Consider the following 14,500-nt stretch of genomic DNA (forward strand, 5'->3'; position numbering starts at 1 on the left):
CCTCACCCAATAACAAATCGGAGGTCGATATGACCCAAATTGCTTCTGGCATCGACGCACCACCACGTCATGCCGCGCTTGATGAGGCCCATGTGGGCGACATTCGTGGCGCGCTCGGCACCATTGCGCACCACGATACTGGCGCGCGTGACGGCTGGCGTGCACGCTTGCGCACGCTGCTGGCCATCCTCGGCCCCGGCCTGATCGTAATGGTGGGCGATAACGACGCCGGCGCCTTCGGCACGTACACGCAAGCCGGGCAGAACTACGGCACCACGCTGTTGTGGACGCTGATGCTGCTCATCCCCGTGCTGTACGTGAACCAGGAGATGGTGCTGCGCCTGGGCGCCGTCACCCGGGTTGGCCATGCGCGGCTGATCTTTGCGCGCTTCGGCAAGTTCTGGGGCAGCTTCTCTGTCATCGACCTATTCCTCGTCAATGCGTTGACGCTGGTGACGGAGTTCATCGGTATCAGCCTTGCGCTGGAATATCTCGGCATTCCGCGCCACTGGGGTGTGTGCGCTGCAGCGGCGCTGGTGATGTTGGCCGCGTCCACGGGTGACTTCCGACGGTTCGAGCGCTTTGCACTTGCGCTGGTGGCGGGCAGTCTCACGCTCATTCCGATCTTTCTGGTGGTGCATCCGCCGATGGGGCAGGTGGCACGCGATTTCTTCGTGCCTGCTCTACCGGCCGGTGCACCGCTGGCGGAAGTGATGCTGCTGATCATCGCCATCGTTGGGACGACCGTGGCGCCGTGGCAGTTGTTCTTCCAGCAAAGCTACGTGATCGACAAGCGCATCACTGCGCGCTTCATCCGCTATGAGCGTGCGGACCTGTGGCTGGGCATCGTGCTTGTGATTGCCGGCGCGGTGGCGATGATTGCCTTCAGCGCGCAGGCCTTCCACGGTACGCCGGAGTTCGGCAACTACACCGATGCGCTGGGTACGGCGAAGGGGCTGGAGGCCTACTCGGGCCGCTGGGCGGGCATTCTGTTCGCCATTGCGCTGCTGGACGCCAGCATCATCGGCGCGTGCGCGGTGTCGCTGTCGACCGCCTATGCGATTGGCGATGTGTTTGCCGTGCGCCATTCGCTGCATCGCAAGCCGACCGAGGCCAAGGGCTTCTACGCCGTCTACTTCGGCTTGACGCTGCTGGCCGCAGGCCTGGTGCTGACGCCGGGTGTGCCGCTGGGCCTGCTGACCAATGCCGTGCAATCGCTGGCGGGCGTGCTGCTGCCGAGCGCCACGGTGTTCCTGCTGCTGTTGTGCAACGACAAGGCTGTGCTGGGCCCGTGGACGAACGGTCGCGCGATGAACATCTTCACCGGCGGCGTGGTGGCGGTGCTGGTGATGCTGTCGGTCATCCTCACGGCTGCGGTGCTGTTCCCGGGCATCGGCGAGTTCGAGATCGGCGCGATCCTGATCGGCGGTTCGGTCATCGCCGTGGTGATGTCGCTGGTGCTGTGGCGCATCGAGCAACGCAACCATCGGACGCATCATCCGCAACGTGTGAGCGTGCTGGACCGCAATCACTGGACCATGCCGCCGCTGGAGCAGCTCACGCCGGCACGCTGGACGCCGCTCAAGCGGACATGGATGTTCGTGCTGCGCGGCTACCTAGTCGTGGCCGCAGGGTTGGTGCTGGTGCGCATTGCCGGATTGGTAGTGCAGTAAAGAGAACGGGCCACGATGTGGCCCGTTTTTCTTTGGCGATGTCGCAGCGTGTTACCAGGCGTATTTGGCTGTTGCCAGTACCGTGCGCCCGTTGTTGTAGATGCAGCGCGTGGCGTCGTAGCAGCCGGAGATGACTTCGCGGTTGCCCAGGTTCGTGCCGTTGAGCGCAAAGCGCCAGTGGCCGACGGTGTAGAAGATGGACGCATCAAACAGCGTGTAGCCCGGCACCTTGAGTGAGTTATCCGGCGCACCGGCCGTCGGGCTGGTGTAACGCACACCGGCACCGATGCCCACACCTTGCAGCACACCCGAGCGGATGCGGTAGTCCGTCCACAGCGATGCCATCTGACGCGGAATCGGAATCGCGATCGGCCACTTGTTGAGCGTGACGTCGTTGGCCTTGGTGTTGCGCACGTCCTGATATGTGTAGCTGGCGATCACGTTCCAGCCCGGCAGCAGCTGCGTCGTGCCTTCCAGCTCGATGCCCTGCGAGCGGATCTCGCCCGACTGCGCGTTGTGCATGCCGGTCGGGTCGTTCAGGTCCGGCGTGAGCACATTGGTCTGGTGGATCTGGAACACCGCCGCTGTGATCGACGTCTTGCTGCTCGGCGCAAACTTGATGCCCGCCTCGATCTGCTTGCCCTTGGTCGGCTTGAACGGCTGATTGTTGCGGTCGGTGCCGATGGTCGGGTTGAACGACGTCGAATAGCTCACGTACGGCGACAGCCCGTACGGCCCGAGGTACACCACGCCCACGCGGCCCGTGAAGGCGGAATCGCGCTGGCTGCTGTTGGTGCCGGCGAGCAGGTCGTCGGTGCGCAGGTCGCTCCAGTCGTGGCGGCCGCCGAGCGTAAAGACCCAGCGTTCGCCCAGCTTGATCTGGTCCTGCAGGTACACACCCAGCTGCGTCTGCTTCTGATGGATGTCCTGCGGCGATGCGCCTGAGCCATTGAAGATCGACCAGTCGAACGGGGCATACACCGGGTTGTACAGATCCAGCGACGAGGTGAGGGCGTAGTTCTCAGGGTCCTTGGTGGTCTGGCGCTGATAGTCCACGCCCGCCAGGAAGGTGTGCCGCGCGATGCCGGTGGCGAACTTCGCCTGCACCTGCGTATCGACGTCGAATCGCCCGTAGCTCGGCTTGGCGATGCCGGCGTAGCGCCACATCATGCGCTGCGTCGGGTCGCTCGGGTCCAGGCCCACGCCGTAGGTCATGCGGTCGTCCAGCTTCAGGTGCATGTAGCGCGTGTTTTGCCGCACCGTCCACGTGTCGTTGAGCTCGTGCTCGAACTGGTAGCCCAGCGAGTACTGCGTCTTCTCGTACGCATCAAAGTCCGGCGAGCCCGTGAACAGCGTGGCGGGAATCTTGCCGTTCGGGTTCGGCAGGATGGTGCCGCTCGCGGGCAGGAAGTTGTCGGACGAGTTGGTCTTGTCGCGCAGGTAGGTTGCCAGCAGCGTGAGCGTGGTATCGGCCGATGGCTTCCACGTGAGCGAGGGCGCCACCATCAGGCGTTGGTCCTTGAACGGGCCGAAGGGCAGGTTGCCGTCGCGGGCAACGGCCGTCAGGCGATACGACAGCTTGCCGTCGGCGTCGAGCGCGCCGGCAAAGTCGCCGGCCACCTGCTTGCGCGCGTGGCTACCGTATTGCACTTCAATTTCGCGGATCGGCTCGGTGGTCGGCTGCTTGGTGACGATGTTCACCGTGCCGCCCGGGTCGCCCTGGCCATACAGCACGGACGACGGCCCGCGCAGCAATTCGACGCGCTCGATCTGCCACGGGTCCACACGCCAGCTCGCCAGGTTGATGGTGTTGGGCAACTGCAGCCCGTCGAGGTACGTGGCCGGCACGAAGCCGCGCACGGCGGTGTACCAATCCGAGCGCGTGCCCGCGCCGTACGACGAGACGGACGCCGAGTAGCGCAGCGCCTCGTTCACGCTCTGCGCACCCTGCGCCTCGAAGCGGTCGCGCGAGACCACGCTGATCGATTGCGGAATCTCCGAGAGTGGTACATCGGTTTTGGTGCCAGTGGCGCTGCGCTGGGCGATGTAGCCACGCACAGGCCCAGTCGCCGATTCCTGTTGCGCACTGGCGGTCGCCACCGTGGCCGGCAGCGTGACTTGCGCGCTACCGCCCGTCGGTTCGATGGTGAACGTGTTGCCGCCTTGCTTGCGTGCCACCAGCCCGGATTGGGCGAGCAGCCGGTCGAGTGCATCTTCCACGCGCATCTGCCCCTGAACGCGCGGCGCCGTCTTGCCCGCCGTCAGCGCGCTGGCAAAGATGAGCTGCGCACCCGCCTGCCGTGCCAGCGCATTGAGCGCAGCGTCGAGCGGCTCGGCAGGAATGTCGATGGTCATGTGGGCCTGTGCGAAGGCAGCGCTGGCCAGCAGCGTAGCCGCGGCCAGCGCGATCATGCGCGGCACGCGTCGTTGTGTGCGAATCACTGTGAAGCTCCCCGTGTTGAATCTGTGGATCTGCGGATCCGTTGGTCTAGGTCACAGGGGAGTAGACGAACCGCGCACCGGGCATCCCTACCTTGGCGTGCGATTTTTTTTTATCGCGTGATGCTGCGGGCGAGAATGCGCACGGTGTCGTTGGCCTCACGGCGGACGGCCACCGGCAGGATGGACGGCAGCAGATCGAGCAGCGCATCGGTGCGCGCGCTGTCGAACACGCCCGAGATCTGCAGGCGGCCCAGTGCCGGATCGGTCAGCACAGCGGGCGTTGCGCGATAGCGGTTGATGTCGGCCACAGCCTGGGCCAGCGGTGTGCGGTCGAACATCAGCTTGCCGTCTTTCCAGGCGATGGCAGCGCTGAGGTCGGGCGCGGCGCGCGCGGTAAGCGTGCCGTTGAACGACTCGGCTGCCTGGCGGGCCGTCAGCAGCACGGCATCGCCCGAAGCCTCTTCCACAACATGTACGCGGCCGCGTAGCACGGTCACCGTGACATACGGATCGGCGCGTCGCACGTTGAAGGCGGTGCCAACCACGCGCACGGTCGTTTCGCCTGCATGCACGACGAAAGGTCGCCACGCCGAATGCGTCACGTCGAACAGCGCCTCACCGTCGATGAGACGAACTTGCCGCGATCGCAGGTGCCATTCCACCTCAGCGACGGTGCGCGTGTTGAGGGTGAGATCGCTGCCGTCCGGCAGGGTGAGGTGCTGGTGTTCGCCTGCGGCCGTGACATAGCGCTGCGTATGCCAGGCCGGATCCGCCCACAGCACCGCACCGAGCAACGCAACGATCCCGGCCGCCACCATCGGTGCTCGCCGACGCGGCGCCTGTGCCGGCAATTCCGGCATGGCAAAGCGCGCCTGCAGCGTGCTGCGGTGGCGCGCCAGGCTGTCGTCCTCGCGGGAGAAGTCGTCGGGTGGGTGGGGCATCAAGAGCCTGTGCGTGTTCAACGCGGCGGTGCGGCTGCCGGGCGGTCCAGCGCCGTACGGCAGGCCATCATGCCTAGCCGGATGTGCTTTTCGACCGCCTTGCGTGAAATCCCCAATCTTATCGCCACCTCGGCCTGCGGCATCTCGTGGATCTTATGCAGCACAAACACCTGCTGGCAGCGCGGCGGCAACAGGGCAATGGCTTCCGATAGGCGATCCAGTTCACGGCCGGCGTCGACGTGGCGGTCGTGGCCGGGGGCTTCGTCGGCGGGTTCGGGCAGTTCGGTGGCCGACTCGACCCACGCGCCGCGGGCCGTTTCCACGCGATGCCGGTCGATCGCCAGGTTGACCGTCGCGCGCCGCAGATAGGCCACGGGGGCCGTGACCGGCTGGCGCGGCGGCTCCGAGAGCAGGCTCACGCACACGTCATGGACGACATCTCGCGCAAAACCGCGGTCCGCGCCAAAGCGCCGGCGCAGCAGATCGACCAGTTCGTCGTAATGACGGACCAGTGCGGCAAGCAAGGGCGGGGCGGAGGAATCGCAGGACACCGGGCGGTGATGCGGAGCAAGAAAGTGCTGAATTGTAAATGAGAAGTATTCTTATTTTCAATTCAACATTTGGGCGCAGATTTGGGGGCTGCGTCGGGTGCGCACCACTGTGGCTGATTGTCGCAGTGCAACAACAGGCACTTTCGATTTGCTTACCCGCAAAACCGCGTAAACCCTAGCCGGGCGGGGAGGGCGCCACTTGTCAATCGGCCCCGATTTCTATTTGCCTGAGCATCTATCGCAATCCGAAGCGCTGTCTGGCGGTAAGATCGCGCCCGCATTCCACTCCAAACCGCGCTCCCCAATGAGCGCTTGACGTAGTGCCTGCATCGAATCCTGCCGCCCCCGATCTGTCGTCCGCTGCCTTGTGCAGTGCGGCGGCGCTCAGCTTCGTCCATGCCCATCATGGCCGAAGTCCGCCTCTGTGGCGGGGTGCGCTGGGTTCAGCTTCTCCCTGACCGGCGCCTGATGTGATCGAAGCCCCGCTATTGCACCCAGTGTTTTCGGGGTGTCGGTAGCACGGTCTTTTCTCATTTCCCGCGTTTTTCTGCCTGTGGCCGCTGTCTGGGCTGCTTGGCTCCCGTGATGTTGGTAAGCATTGCCGGCGCAACTGTGCAAGACATGAAGAACACACTCGTTCCACATATGAAGCGGTTTTTGACCGCAACTCTGGCCGCAAGCCTCCCGCTCTTGCTGGCGGGCTGCAACCTGACGGTCCTGGACCCGAAGGGGATGATTGCGGCGGAAGAAAAGACGCTGATCCTGGTGGCGACCGGCTTGATGTTGCTGGTGGTCATTCCCGTGATCATCATGACGCTGGTGTTTGCGTGGAAGTACCGCTCCACCAATACCAAGGCGCGTTATGAGCCGGACTGGTCGCACTCCAACGCCATCGAGGCGGTGGTGTGGCTGATCCCCTGCCTGATCATCGTCGTGCTGGGCTGGATCACCTACAAGTCCACGCACGCGCTCGATCCGTACAAGCCGATCGAATCGGATGTGAAGCCGATCACCGTCGAGGCCGTCTCGCTCGACTGGAAGTGGCTGTTCATCTATCCGGAACTGAAGATTGCGACGGTCAACCAGCTCGCGATCCCGGCCAACACCCCGATCAACTTCAAGATCACGTCCGACACGGTGATGAACGCGTTCTTCATCCCGCAACTGGGCAGCCAGGTGTACGCCATGGCGGGCATGCAGACCAAGCTGCACCTGATCGCCAACGAGACCGGCGTGTTTGACGGCATGTCGTCGAACTACAGCGGCTCGGGCTTCACGGGCATGAAGTTCAAGGCCACGGCCATGACCAGCGAAGAGTTCGACGCCTGGGTCAAGCAGGTCCGCAGCGCCCCGCAAGTGCTGACCAAGGAAGGCTACGCCGAGCTGGCCAAGCCGAGCGAGAAGGTGCCGCCGGCGGTGTACGCCAACGTGGACCCGGCGCTGTATCACAGCATCCTGCACAAATACATGGGCGACGGCGACAAGGTCCTGACGCTCGACGAGGCGCTCCAAGGCGCCAACTGCACGGTGGAAACGGCGGATGCGGCAACGCGCCCGCTGCCGGTGCAGTCCGCCCTGCCGGCGCCCAAGAGCGCGGCCAAGAATTCCTAGGAGTTGACGATGTTTGGCAAGTTGAGTCTGGAGGCCATTCCGCTGCACGAGCCCATCGTGGTCGTGACGGTGTCGGCCATTCTGCTGGGTGGTGCGGGCGTATTTGGCCTGATCACCTATCTGAAGAAGTGGTCGTACCTGTGGAATGAGTGGATCACCTCGGTCGATCACAAGAAGATCGGCGTGATGTACTGCATTCTGGCCATCGTGATGCTGCTGCGCGGCTTTGCCGACGCCATCATGATGCGCTCGCAACTGGCGGTTGCCTCGGGCGGCGGTGCCGGCTATCTGCCGCCTGAGCACTACGACCAGATCTTTACCGCGCACGGCGTGATCATGATCTTCTTCATGGCCATGCCGCTGATGACGGGCCTGATCAACCTGATCGTGCCGCTGCAGATTGGCGCGCGCGACGTGGCGTTCCCGTTCCTGAATACGCTGTCGTTCTGGCTGGCTGCTGCCGGCGTGGTGCTGATCAACGTGTCGCTGGGCGTGGGTGAATTCGCGCGTACCGGCTGGCTGGCGTACCCGCCGCTGTCGGAGCTGGCGTACAGCCCGGGCGTGGGGGTCGACTACTACATCTGGGCCTTGCAGATATCCGGGTTGGGCACGTTGCTGACCGGGGTGAACTTCGTCGCGACCATCTTCAAGATGCGCGCGCCGGGCATGACCCTGATGCGCATGCCGATCTTCACCTGGACCTCGCTGTGCTCGATGATCCTGGTTGTGGCTGCCTTCCCGGTGCTGACCGTGGCGCTGGCGCTGCTGGGTGCTGACCGCTATCTGGACATGCACTTCTTCACGAACGAGCTGGGCGGCAACGCCATGCTGTACGTGAACCTGATCTGGATCTGGGGCCACCCCGAGGTGTACATCCTGATCCTGCCGGCGTTCGGCATGTTCTCGGAAATCGTCGCCACGTTCTCGCGCAAGAAGCTGTTCGGCTACACGTCGATGGTGTACGCAACGGCCGGTATTACCGTGCTGTCGTTCCTGGTGTGGCTGCACCACTTCTTCACCATGGGCTCGGGCGCGAACGTCAACGCGTTCTTCGGCATCGCCACGATGATCATCTCGATCCCGACCGGCGTGAAAATCTTCAACTGGCTGTTCACGATGTACCGCGGCCGTGTTGAGATCAACTCGATGATGCTGTGGACGATCGGCTTCATGATCACCTTCACCATCGGCGGTATGACCGGCGTGCTGCTGGCCGTGCCGGGCGCTGACTTCCTGCTGCACAACAGCTTGTTCCTGATCGCTCACTTCCACAACACCATCATCGGTGGCGTGGTGTTCGGTTACCTGGCCGGTATCACGTACTGGTTCCCGAAGGCCTTCGGCTTCAAGCTGGACGAGAAGTGGGGCAAGCGCGCCTTCTGGTGCTGGTTCGTGGGCTTCTACACCGCGTTCATGCCGCTGTACGTGCTGGGCTTCATGGGCATGACGCGTCGTCTGAACCATACCGACAATCCGGCATGGCAGCCGTGGCTGTACGTTGCCGTGGTTGGTGCCGCGATCATCGCCTGCGGTATTGCTTCGCAGCTGATCCAGATTTTCGTCTCCATCCGCAATCGTCATGCGCTGGCTGACCTGACGGGCGATCCGTGGGGTGGCCGTACGCTGGAGTGGGCAACGTCGTCGCCGCCGGCGCACTACAACTTCCCGGTCCTGCCGGTGGTGCGTGATATCGACGCCTTTGCTGACATGAAGGCGCGCGGTGAAGTGCCGACGCAAGTGGCGGCCAGCTACGAGAAGATCCACATGCCGAAGAACACCGGCGCCGGCTTCTTCATCGGCATGTTCTCGATCGTGATGGGCTTTGCGCTGATCTGGCACATCTGGTGGATGGCCGTGCTGGGTCTGGTCGGCATGATCGGCAGCTTCATCCTCCGCAGTAACGACGATGACGTCGATTATTACGTGCCCGCTCACGAGGTCCACGAGACCGAGTCGGCCTACTTCCAACGTATCGGTTCGCAGGCTTAAACCATGGCTTCCAATGTTCTAGACGGTCACGCCGCGCACGGTCACGCGCACGGCCACGACCACGCGCATGACCATGCGCACCACCACGACGTCGCAGACACCAAGGTCTTCGGCTTCTGGGTGTACCTGATGAGCGACTTGATCATCTTCGCGTCGCTGTTCGCTACGTTCTGCGTGCTGCGCGGCGCGACGGCGGGCGGCCCGACGGGCAAGGAGCTCTTCGACCTGTCGTACGTGGCCATCGAAACCGGCATCCTGCTGGTGTCGTCCATCACGTACGGCATGGTGATGATCAGCGTGCAGAATGGCCGCAAGGATCACGTGATGCTGTGGTTGGGCATTACCTTGCTGCTGGGCGCCGCGTTCGTCGGGATGGAAATCAACGAATTCCATCATCTGATTGCTGAAGGTGCCGGCCCGAACCGCAGCGCGTTCCTGTCGTCGTTCTTCCTGCTGGTCGGCACGCACGGCCTGCACGTGGCCAGCGGCATGCTGTGGATCATCGTCATGATGTGGCAGATCGGTGCCAAGGGCCTGACCCCGACCCAAACGACCCGCCTGTCGTGCCTGAGCCTGTTCTGGCACTTCTTGGACGTGGTGTGGATCGGCGTGTTTACCGTCGTGTATCTGCTGGGAGCGATGTAAATGGAACAGACCAATGTTTCGACGGGTATCGCCCACGGCGACGCCCACGGTCATGCGGCCGGCGGCGCCGGTCATGCCACCATCAAGGGCTACCTGATCGGCTTTGTGCTGGCGGTGATCCTGACGGCCATCCCGTTCAAGATGGTGATGGACGGCGGTTACTCGCACCAGACGGTGCTGGTGACGGTGATGGCGCTGGCGGTTGTGCAGATCGTTGTGCACCTGATCTACTTCCTGCACTTGGACGGTTCGTCCGCCCAGCGCTGGAACGTGATGGCTTTCCTGTTCACGCTGCTGATCCTGGCGATCGTCGTTGTCGGCTCGCTGTGGGTCATGCACAACATGAACGCCAACATGATGACGATGTAACGAGGGTTGCTTCTCGCTGCATCAGAAGGGCGCCCCTGGTGGGCGCCTTTTTTATTGCCCGAAGCGGACGACGTGTGTGGAGCAATCCGCTGCGGCAAAGGCCAGCAGTTGCGCACCTTCCTCCTCCAATGCCCGCGTGTCGGCCTTGGCCAGCTTGGCAAAAGGCCGCAGCGTGAGCGTAGCCTGCTCGCGGGCCAGGTCCAGCTTCCAGGTGCCGGCAACAAAACCGTCGATCAGCAGCGTCGGCGGCAGGATCCCGTTCTTCGTGTAGATCGCCTTGCGATGACCATCGTCGAGAATGCGCGCGCGGTCGGCATGTGCCAGCAGCGCGCAGTCCAGCTCGGGTAGAAAGCGTACCGGAGCCGGCGTGTCGGCATCGGGCCGTGGGGCGCGCGGCAGGTCAAACAGCTCGACGCCGTGCTCGTCGGTGAAGGTCTTCAGCCGGGGCCGTAACGTCTCGAACGCCGCCGACAACCGCGTGAGTCCTGACCATGCCTGCGCATCCGCCACCGAGGCGGGGCCGTAGCCGGCGAGGTAGCGCAACACCAAAGCCTCGGTCGTGGCAGCCGGTTCGACGGCTTCGCCGAGCCAGTCGGCGACGGTGGCCAGCGTGGCTTGCCCGGCGCCGCGCCACAGGCCACGCGGCGGCACCTGTACTAGCGGCTCCAGAAACGGAATGGCGCGCGCGAGTGCGGCTGCATCGTGCTTCGGCCATAGCGGCTGCAGGTGCTCGCCAAGCTGGACGGCGGTGAGCGGACCACCGGCCAACGCCGCTCGGGCCGCCGCACGCAGCGCTGCGGGATCGACATCGGCGATGCTCTTGCCGGCGTTGCTGAAGGCCAGGCGCAACATCTGCGCATCCAGCAGCGGGCGCAGCGCAAGACAGTCGTGTGCGCTGGTCAGGTGTAACGTGCCGCGCATCATCGCGCCGCGTATGGCACGGCGGGTGGTCAACAGCTTGTCGAGCGCCTCGGTGCGAAACCCTTCCAGCCGCGACCACAGCCCGTAGTGCGGCGCCTGCGGCATCTGCGATTGCATCGCCACCAGACGCTCAATCGCCGCCAGCGGCGTCATGCGAGTGCGGCGCAGAAGCAGCTGGCGATCGAGCAGCGCGCGGTTGAGTGCGCGGCGGGTCAACAGCGGGGCGGGGAGCGATGAGCGAGGCATGGCGTTGTTCTGAGCCAGATTGTGCCGACTGCGCCGATTGTGCCGCAAACGCCGCGCGTTCGCGTCCGCTGCGGGTCGTGCCTTTGCTACACTCCGCGGGTTCCCAATTTCACGCGCTTTCCCCCGCTTTTACGCCATGTCACAGTACGTTTTCACCATGAACCGCGTGGGCAAGATCGTTCCGCCCAAGCGCCAGATTCTCAAGGACATCTCGTTGTCCTTCTTCCCCGGCGCCAAGATCGGCGTGCTGGGCCTGAACGGCTCGGGCAAGTCGACCGTGCTCAAGATCATGGCCGGCCTCGACAAGGACATCGAGGGTGAAGCCACGCCGATGCCCAACCTGAACATCGGCTACCTGCCGCAGGAGCCGCAACTCGATCCCACCAAGACCGTGCGTGAGGAAGTCGAGAGCGGCCTGGGTGAGGTGGTGGACGCACAGAAGCAACTTGAAGCCGTCTACGTCGCCTACGCCGAGCCCGATGCCGACTTCGACAAGCTGGCCGAGGAACAGGCGCGCCTGGAGGCCATCATCGCAGCCGGCTCCGGTGACAACGTTGAGTTGCAGTTGGAAATCGCCGCCGACGCGCTGCGCCTGCCGCCGTGGGACGCCAAGATTGAGCACCTCTCGGGCGGTGAAAAGCGTCGCGTCGCGCTGTGCAAGCTGCTGCTCTCGCGCCCCGACATGCTGCTGCTGGACGAGCCGACCAACCACTTGGATGCCGAATCGGTGGATTGGCTGGAGCAGTTCCTCACGCGCTTCCCGGGCACCGTGGTGGCCGTCACCCACGATCGCTACTTCCTCGACAACGCCGCCGAGTGGATTCTCGAACTCGACCGCGGCCACGGCATCCCTTGGAAGGGCAACTACAGTTCGTGGCTCGATCAGAAGGAGACCCGCCTGAAGCAGGAAGAGTCGAGCGAATCGGCCCGCCAGAAGGCACTGAAGAAGGAACTGGAGTGGGTACGCCAGAACCCGAAGGGCCGTCAGGCCAAGTCGAAGGCGCGTCTGGCCCGCTTTGACGAGCTGAACAGCCAGGAATACCAGAAGCGCAACGAGACGCAGGAAATCTTCATCCCGGCCGGCGAGCGTCTGGGCAATGAAGTCATCGAATTCGAGAACGTCAGCAAGAGCTACGGCGACCGTCTGCTGATCGACAATCTCAGCTTCACGATTCCGCCGGGCGCCATCGTCGGCATCATCGGCCCGAACGGTGCGGGTAAGTCGACGCTGTTCCGCATGCTCACAGGCAAGGAGCAGCCGGACTCGGGCACCATCAAGATCGGCCCGACGGTCAAGCTGGCCTACGTGGACCAGAGCCGCGATGCACTGTCCGCCGACAAGACCGTGTTCGAAGAAATTTCCGGCGGCTCCGACATCCTGACGGTGGGCCGTTACGAGACGCCGTCGCGCGCCTACATCGGCCGCTTCAACTTCAAGGGCGGTGATCAGCAGAAGCATGTTGGCACGCTCTCTGGCGGTGAGCGCGGGCGTCTGCACCTGGCCAAGACGTTGATCTCGGGCGGCAACGTGCTGCTACTGGACGAACCGTCGAACGACCTCGACGTGGAAACGCTGCGTGCATTGGAAGACGCGTTGCTGGAGTTTGCCGGCAGCGTGATGGTGATCTCGCACGATCGCTGGTTCCTCGACCGGATCGCCACGCACATCATCGCCTTCGAAGGCGACTCGCACGTCGAATTCTTCCCGGGCAACTACCAGGAATACGAAGCCGACAAGAAGAAGCGTCTGGGTGAAGAGGGCGCCAAGCCCAAGCGCATCCGCTACAAGCCGGTCGTGCGTTAAGCGGGAGGCGGGCGGCTTTGTACCCGCATGCCCGCACCCCGGCCTACGGCGAGCGATCTGCCTCGACCGTGGGCGGCGCGTCGAGATCGCTATCGAACTCGGCGCGCTTGTGCGAGCCGTCGCAGAACGGCTTGTTCAACGAGTGCCCGCAGCGGCACAGCCATACCTGATCGCCCTCGATCGCCAACTCGCGCCCACCCTGGGTGACGATGCGAAAGCTTCCCTTGATGTGATACGGCCCGTTGTTGCGGGCCGTGATGACAACGTCGTCGGCCATGGCGGCCTCCTTCGCAGACAAAGGCAGTGCGCTCAGAAGAGGATGCCCTGCATGCGGTAAGCGAAGTGCGCGGTCTTCGCGTCGCGCATCAGCGCCATGAACTGATCCATGTCCATGTGCACGACATTCTCGTGGTCGCCGGCTTCAAAGTAGACGTCGCGATGGGTCATCAGGCTGCTGTCGAGATACGTCGGCATGCCGTAGGCCATGCCCACTGGCGGCACGGCACCGGCGTCGCAGTCCTTGAAGACTTCGCGCAACTCGGATTCATCGGCCAGCGTCAGGTCATCGCGGCCCGATGCCTTCTGCAATTCCGATAGATGCAGGTGATAGGTGGATGGCAGCACAGCCGCCACGTAGCCGAGCTTGTCCTCAAGCAACAGCGTCTTGGCCAGACGGTCCCCCGGGACGTGCGCGGACTGCGCGGTTTCGGTGCTGGTGTGAGTATGCGGATGGCGAATCACCTCGTACAGGCAGCCCTTGCTGCGCAGGCAGCCGTCGAGGGTGGTGGAGATCGACATGGCGTCCTCCCGTGTGCGGTGCGGCCGGCGGCGGGATTGCAGTGGCCGCTACGTCAGCATAGGTCGGTTTGCAGTTTGCGCAGGCGTTGGCAAGTACAAAAGCAACGGGCCGCTCGTGTGAGCGGCCCGTTTGCCAAGTTCCGTTGATCAGCGGGTCTTAGCGATCCCAGCCGCGGTGCCAGCCGTGGTCGTGACGCCATTCACGTTCGCGCCACTCGTGGCGGCGCCATTCGCGCTCACGCCAGTCGTCGCGGTCACGCCAGTAGCCACCGCCGTAGACCACCGGAGCCGGTGCATAGTAGACCGGCGCCGGGCGATAGACCGGGGGTGGTGCATAGACCGGTGCCGGGGCCACATAGACCGGCGCAGGTACGCCGATCGCCACGCCGACATCCACATGCGCCAGCGCCGCCGTCGAGGCGCACAGCGCGGCGCCACCCAGAACGAATGCGAGCAGTGTGCGTTTCATGATGCTTCTCCTTGGCGAGTTGCGAGGCCGGGGGCAGGGTT

13 protein-coding genes are annotated in these 14,500 nt (G+C 63.9%); 6 read left to right on the top strand and 7 right to left on the bottom strand.

Translation table 11 applies throughout. The features are described 5' to 3' along the window. The first annotated feature begins 29 nt into the window (after window positions 1-29). Window positions 30-1,673, top strand: coding sequence for an NRAMP family divalent metal transporter (locus F7R11_RS25235; RefSeq protein ID WP_021197458.1), 1,644 nt, complete (start codon window positions 30-32; stop codon window positions 1,671-1,673). A 51-nt stretch (window positions 1,674-1,724) separates the two neighbouring features. On the opposite strand, the gene F7R11_RS25240 is transcribed toward F7R11_RS25235, so the two are convergent. From F7R11_RS25240 to F7R11_RS25250, 3 genes are all read right to left on the bottom strand, one after another. After that, window positions 1,725-4,085, bottom strand: coding sequence for a TonB-dependent siderophore receptor (locus tag F7R11_RS25240; RefSeq protein WP_021197457.1), 2,361 nt, complete (start codon window positions 4,083-4,085; stop codon window positions 1,725-1,727). A gap of 140 nt (window positions 4,086-4,225) precedes the next feature. Next, complete coding sequence (locus F7R11_RS25245; RefSeq protein WP_021197456.1) at window positions 4,226-5,056, bottom strand: FecR family protein; 831 nt, start codon at window positions 5,054-5,056, stop codon at window positions 4,226-4,228. Between the two features lie 17 nt (window positions 5,057-5,073). Further along, window positions 5,074-5,607 carry an RNA polymerase sigma factor gene (locus F7R11_RS25250; RefSeq protein ID WP_064805374.1) on the bottom strand — a complete coding sequence of 178 codons (534 nt, stop codon included), beginning with the start codon at window positions 5,605-5,607 and terminating at the stop codon, window positions 5,074-5,076. Between the two features lie 621 nt (window positions 5,608-6,228). Here F7R11_RS25250 and cyoA point away from each other — a divergent pair. From cyoA to F7R11_RS25270, 4 genes are read left to right on the top strand one after another with little or no spacing between them, the layout of a single operon-like run. Further along, a complete protein-coding gene (cyoA, locus tag F7R11_RS25255) occupies window positions 6,229-7,218 on the top strand; it encodes a ubiquinol oxidase subunit II (RefSeq protein WP_374754720.1) in 990 nt (329 codons plus the stop codon). A 9-nt stretch (window positions 7,219-7,227) separates the two neighbouring features. Beyond that, a complete protein-coding gene (gene cyoB / locus F7R11_RS25260) occupies window positions 7,228-9,207 on the top strand; it encodes a cytochrome o ubiquinol oxidase subunit I (protein ID WP_021197453.1) in 1,980 nt (659 codons plus the stop codon). A gap of 3 nt (window positions 9,208-9,210) precedes the next feature. Further along, a complete protein-coding gene (gene cyoC / locus F7R11_RS25265; RefSeq protein ID WP_021197452.1) occupies window positions 9,211-9,852 on the top strand; it encodes a cytochrome o ubiquinol oxidase subunit III in 642 nt (213 codons plus the stop codon). Beyond that, window positions 9,853-10,221 carry a cytochrome o ubiquinol oxidase subunit IV gene (locus F7R11_RS25270; RefSeq protein ID WP_021197451.1) on the top strand — a complete coding sequence of 123 codons (369 nt, stop codon included), beginning with the start codon at window positions 9,853-9,855 and terminating at the stop codon, window positions 10,219-10,221. Between the two features lie 51 nt (window positions 10,222-10,272). Here F7R11_RS25270 and F7R11_RS25275 read toward each other — a convergent pair whose 3' ends face one another. Further along, window positions 10,273-11,388 carry a winged helix DNA-binding domain-containing protein gene (locus F7R11_RS25275; RefSeq protein ID WP_064805372.1) on the bottom strand — a complete coding sequence of 372 codons (1,116 nt, stop codon included), beginning with the start codon at window positions 11,386-11,388 and terminating at the stop codon, window positions 10,273-10,275. 136 nt (window positions 11,389-11,524) lie between these two features. On the opposite strand from F7R11_RS25275, the gene ettA reads away from it, so the two are divergent. Then, window positions 11,525-13,192: an energy-dependent translational throttle protein EttA gene (gene ettA / locus F7R11_RS25280; RefSeq protein ID WP_021197449.1), complete on the top strand. Its 1,668-nt coding sequence runs from the start codon at window positions 11,525-11,527 to the stop codon at window positions 13,190-13,192. 43 nt (window positions 13,193-13,235) lie between these two features. On the opposite strand, the gene F7R11_RS25285 is transcribed toward ettA, so the two are convergent. From F7R11_RS25285 to F7R11_RS25295, 3 genes are all read right to left on the bottom strand, one after another. Beyond that, window positions 13,236-13,469, bottom strand: coding sequence for a CDGSH iron-sulfur domain-containing protein (locus F7R11_RS25285; RefSeq protein WP_021197448.1), 234 nt, complete (start codon window positions 13,467-13,469; stop codon window positions 13,236-13,238). Window positions 13,470-13,501: 32 nt separating this feature from the next. Further along, window positions 13,502-13,990 carry an aminoacyl-tRNA deacylase gene (locus F7R11_RS25290; protein WP_021197447.1) on the bottom strand — a complete coding sequence of 163 codons (489 nt, stop codon included), beginning with the start codon at window positions 13,988-13,990 and terminating at the stop codon, window positions 13,502-13,504. A 157-nt stretch (window positions 13,991-14,147) separates the two neighbouring features. After that, entirely contained in the window at window positions 14,148-14,459 is a 312-nt protein-coding gene (locus tag F7R11_RS25295) for a PXPV repeat protein (RefSeq protein ID WP_064805370.1), read from the bottom strand. Window positions 14,460-14,500 lie beyond the last annotated feature (41 nt).

The organism is Ralstonia insidiosa, from assembly GCF_008801405.1.
In the GTDB taxonomy this organism is placed as follows: domain Bacteria; phylum Pseudomonadota; class Gammaproteobacteria; order Burkholderiales; family Burkholderiaceae; genus Ralstonia; species Ralstonia insidiosa.

Bases quoted from the DNA above. Each gene is read 5' to 3' on its own strand.
- F7R11_RS25235 (WP_021197458.1), top strand. From the start codon at position 30: ATGACCCAAATTGCTTCTGGCATCGACGCACCACCACGTCATGCCGCG.
- F7R11_RS25240 (WP_021197457.1), bottom strand. From the start codon at position 4,085: ATGATCGCGCTGGCCGCGGCTACGCTGCTGGCCAGCGCTGCCTTCGCA.
- F7R11_RS25245 (WP_021197456.1), bottom strand. From the start codon at position 5,056: ATGCCCCACCCACCCGACGACTTCTCCCGCGAGGACGACAGCCTGGCG.
- cyoA (WP_374754720.1), top strand. From the start codon at position 6,229: ATGAAGAACACACTCGTTCCACATATGAAGCGGTTTTTGACCGCAACT.
- cyoB (WP_021197453.1), top strand. From the start codon at position 7,228: ATGTTTGGCAAGTTGAGTCTGGAGGCCATTCCGCTGCACGAGCCCATC.
- cyoC (WP_021197452.1), top strand. From the start codon at position 9,211: ATGGCTTCCAATGTTCTAGACGGTCACGCCGCGCACGGTCACGCGCAC.
- F7R11_RS25270 (WP_021197451.1), top strand. From the start codon at position 9,853: ATGGAACAGACCAATGTTTCGACGGGTATCGCCCACGGCGACGCCCAC.
- F7R11_RS25275 (WP_064805372.1), bottom strand. From the start codon at position 11,388: ATGCCTCGCTCATCGCTCCCCGCCCCGCTGTTGACCCGCCGCGCACTC.
- ettA (WP_021197449.1), top strand. From the start codon at position 11,525: ATGTCACAGTACGTTTTCACCATGAACCGCGTGGGCAAGATCGTTCCG.
- F7R11_RS25285 (WP_021197448.1), bottom strand. From the start codon at position 13,469: ATGGCCGACGACGTTGTCATCACGGCCCGCAACAACGGGCCGTATCAC.
- F7R11_RS25290 (WP_021197447.1), bottom strand. From the start codon at position 13,990: ATGTCGATCTCCACCACCCTCGACGGCTGCCTGCGCAGCAAGGGCTGC.
- F7R11_RS25295 (WP_064805370.1), bottom strand. From the start codon at position 14,459: ATGAAACGCACACTGCTCGCATTCGTTCTGGGTGGCGCCGCGCTGTGC.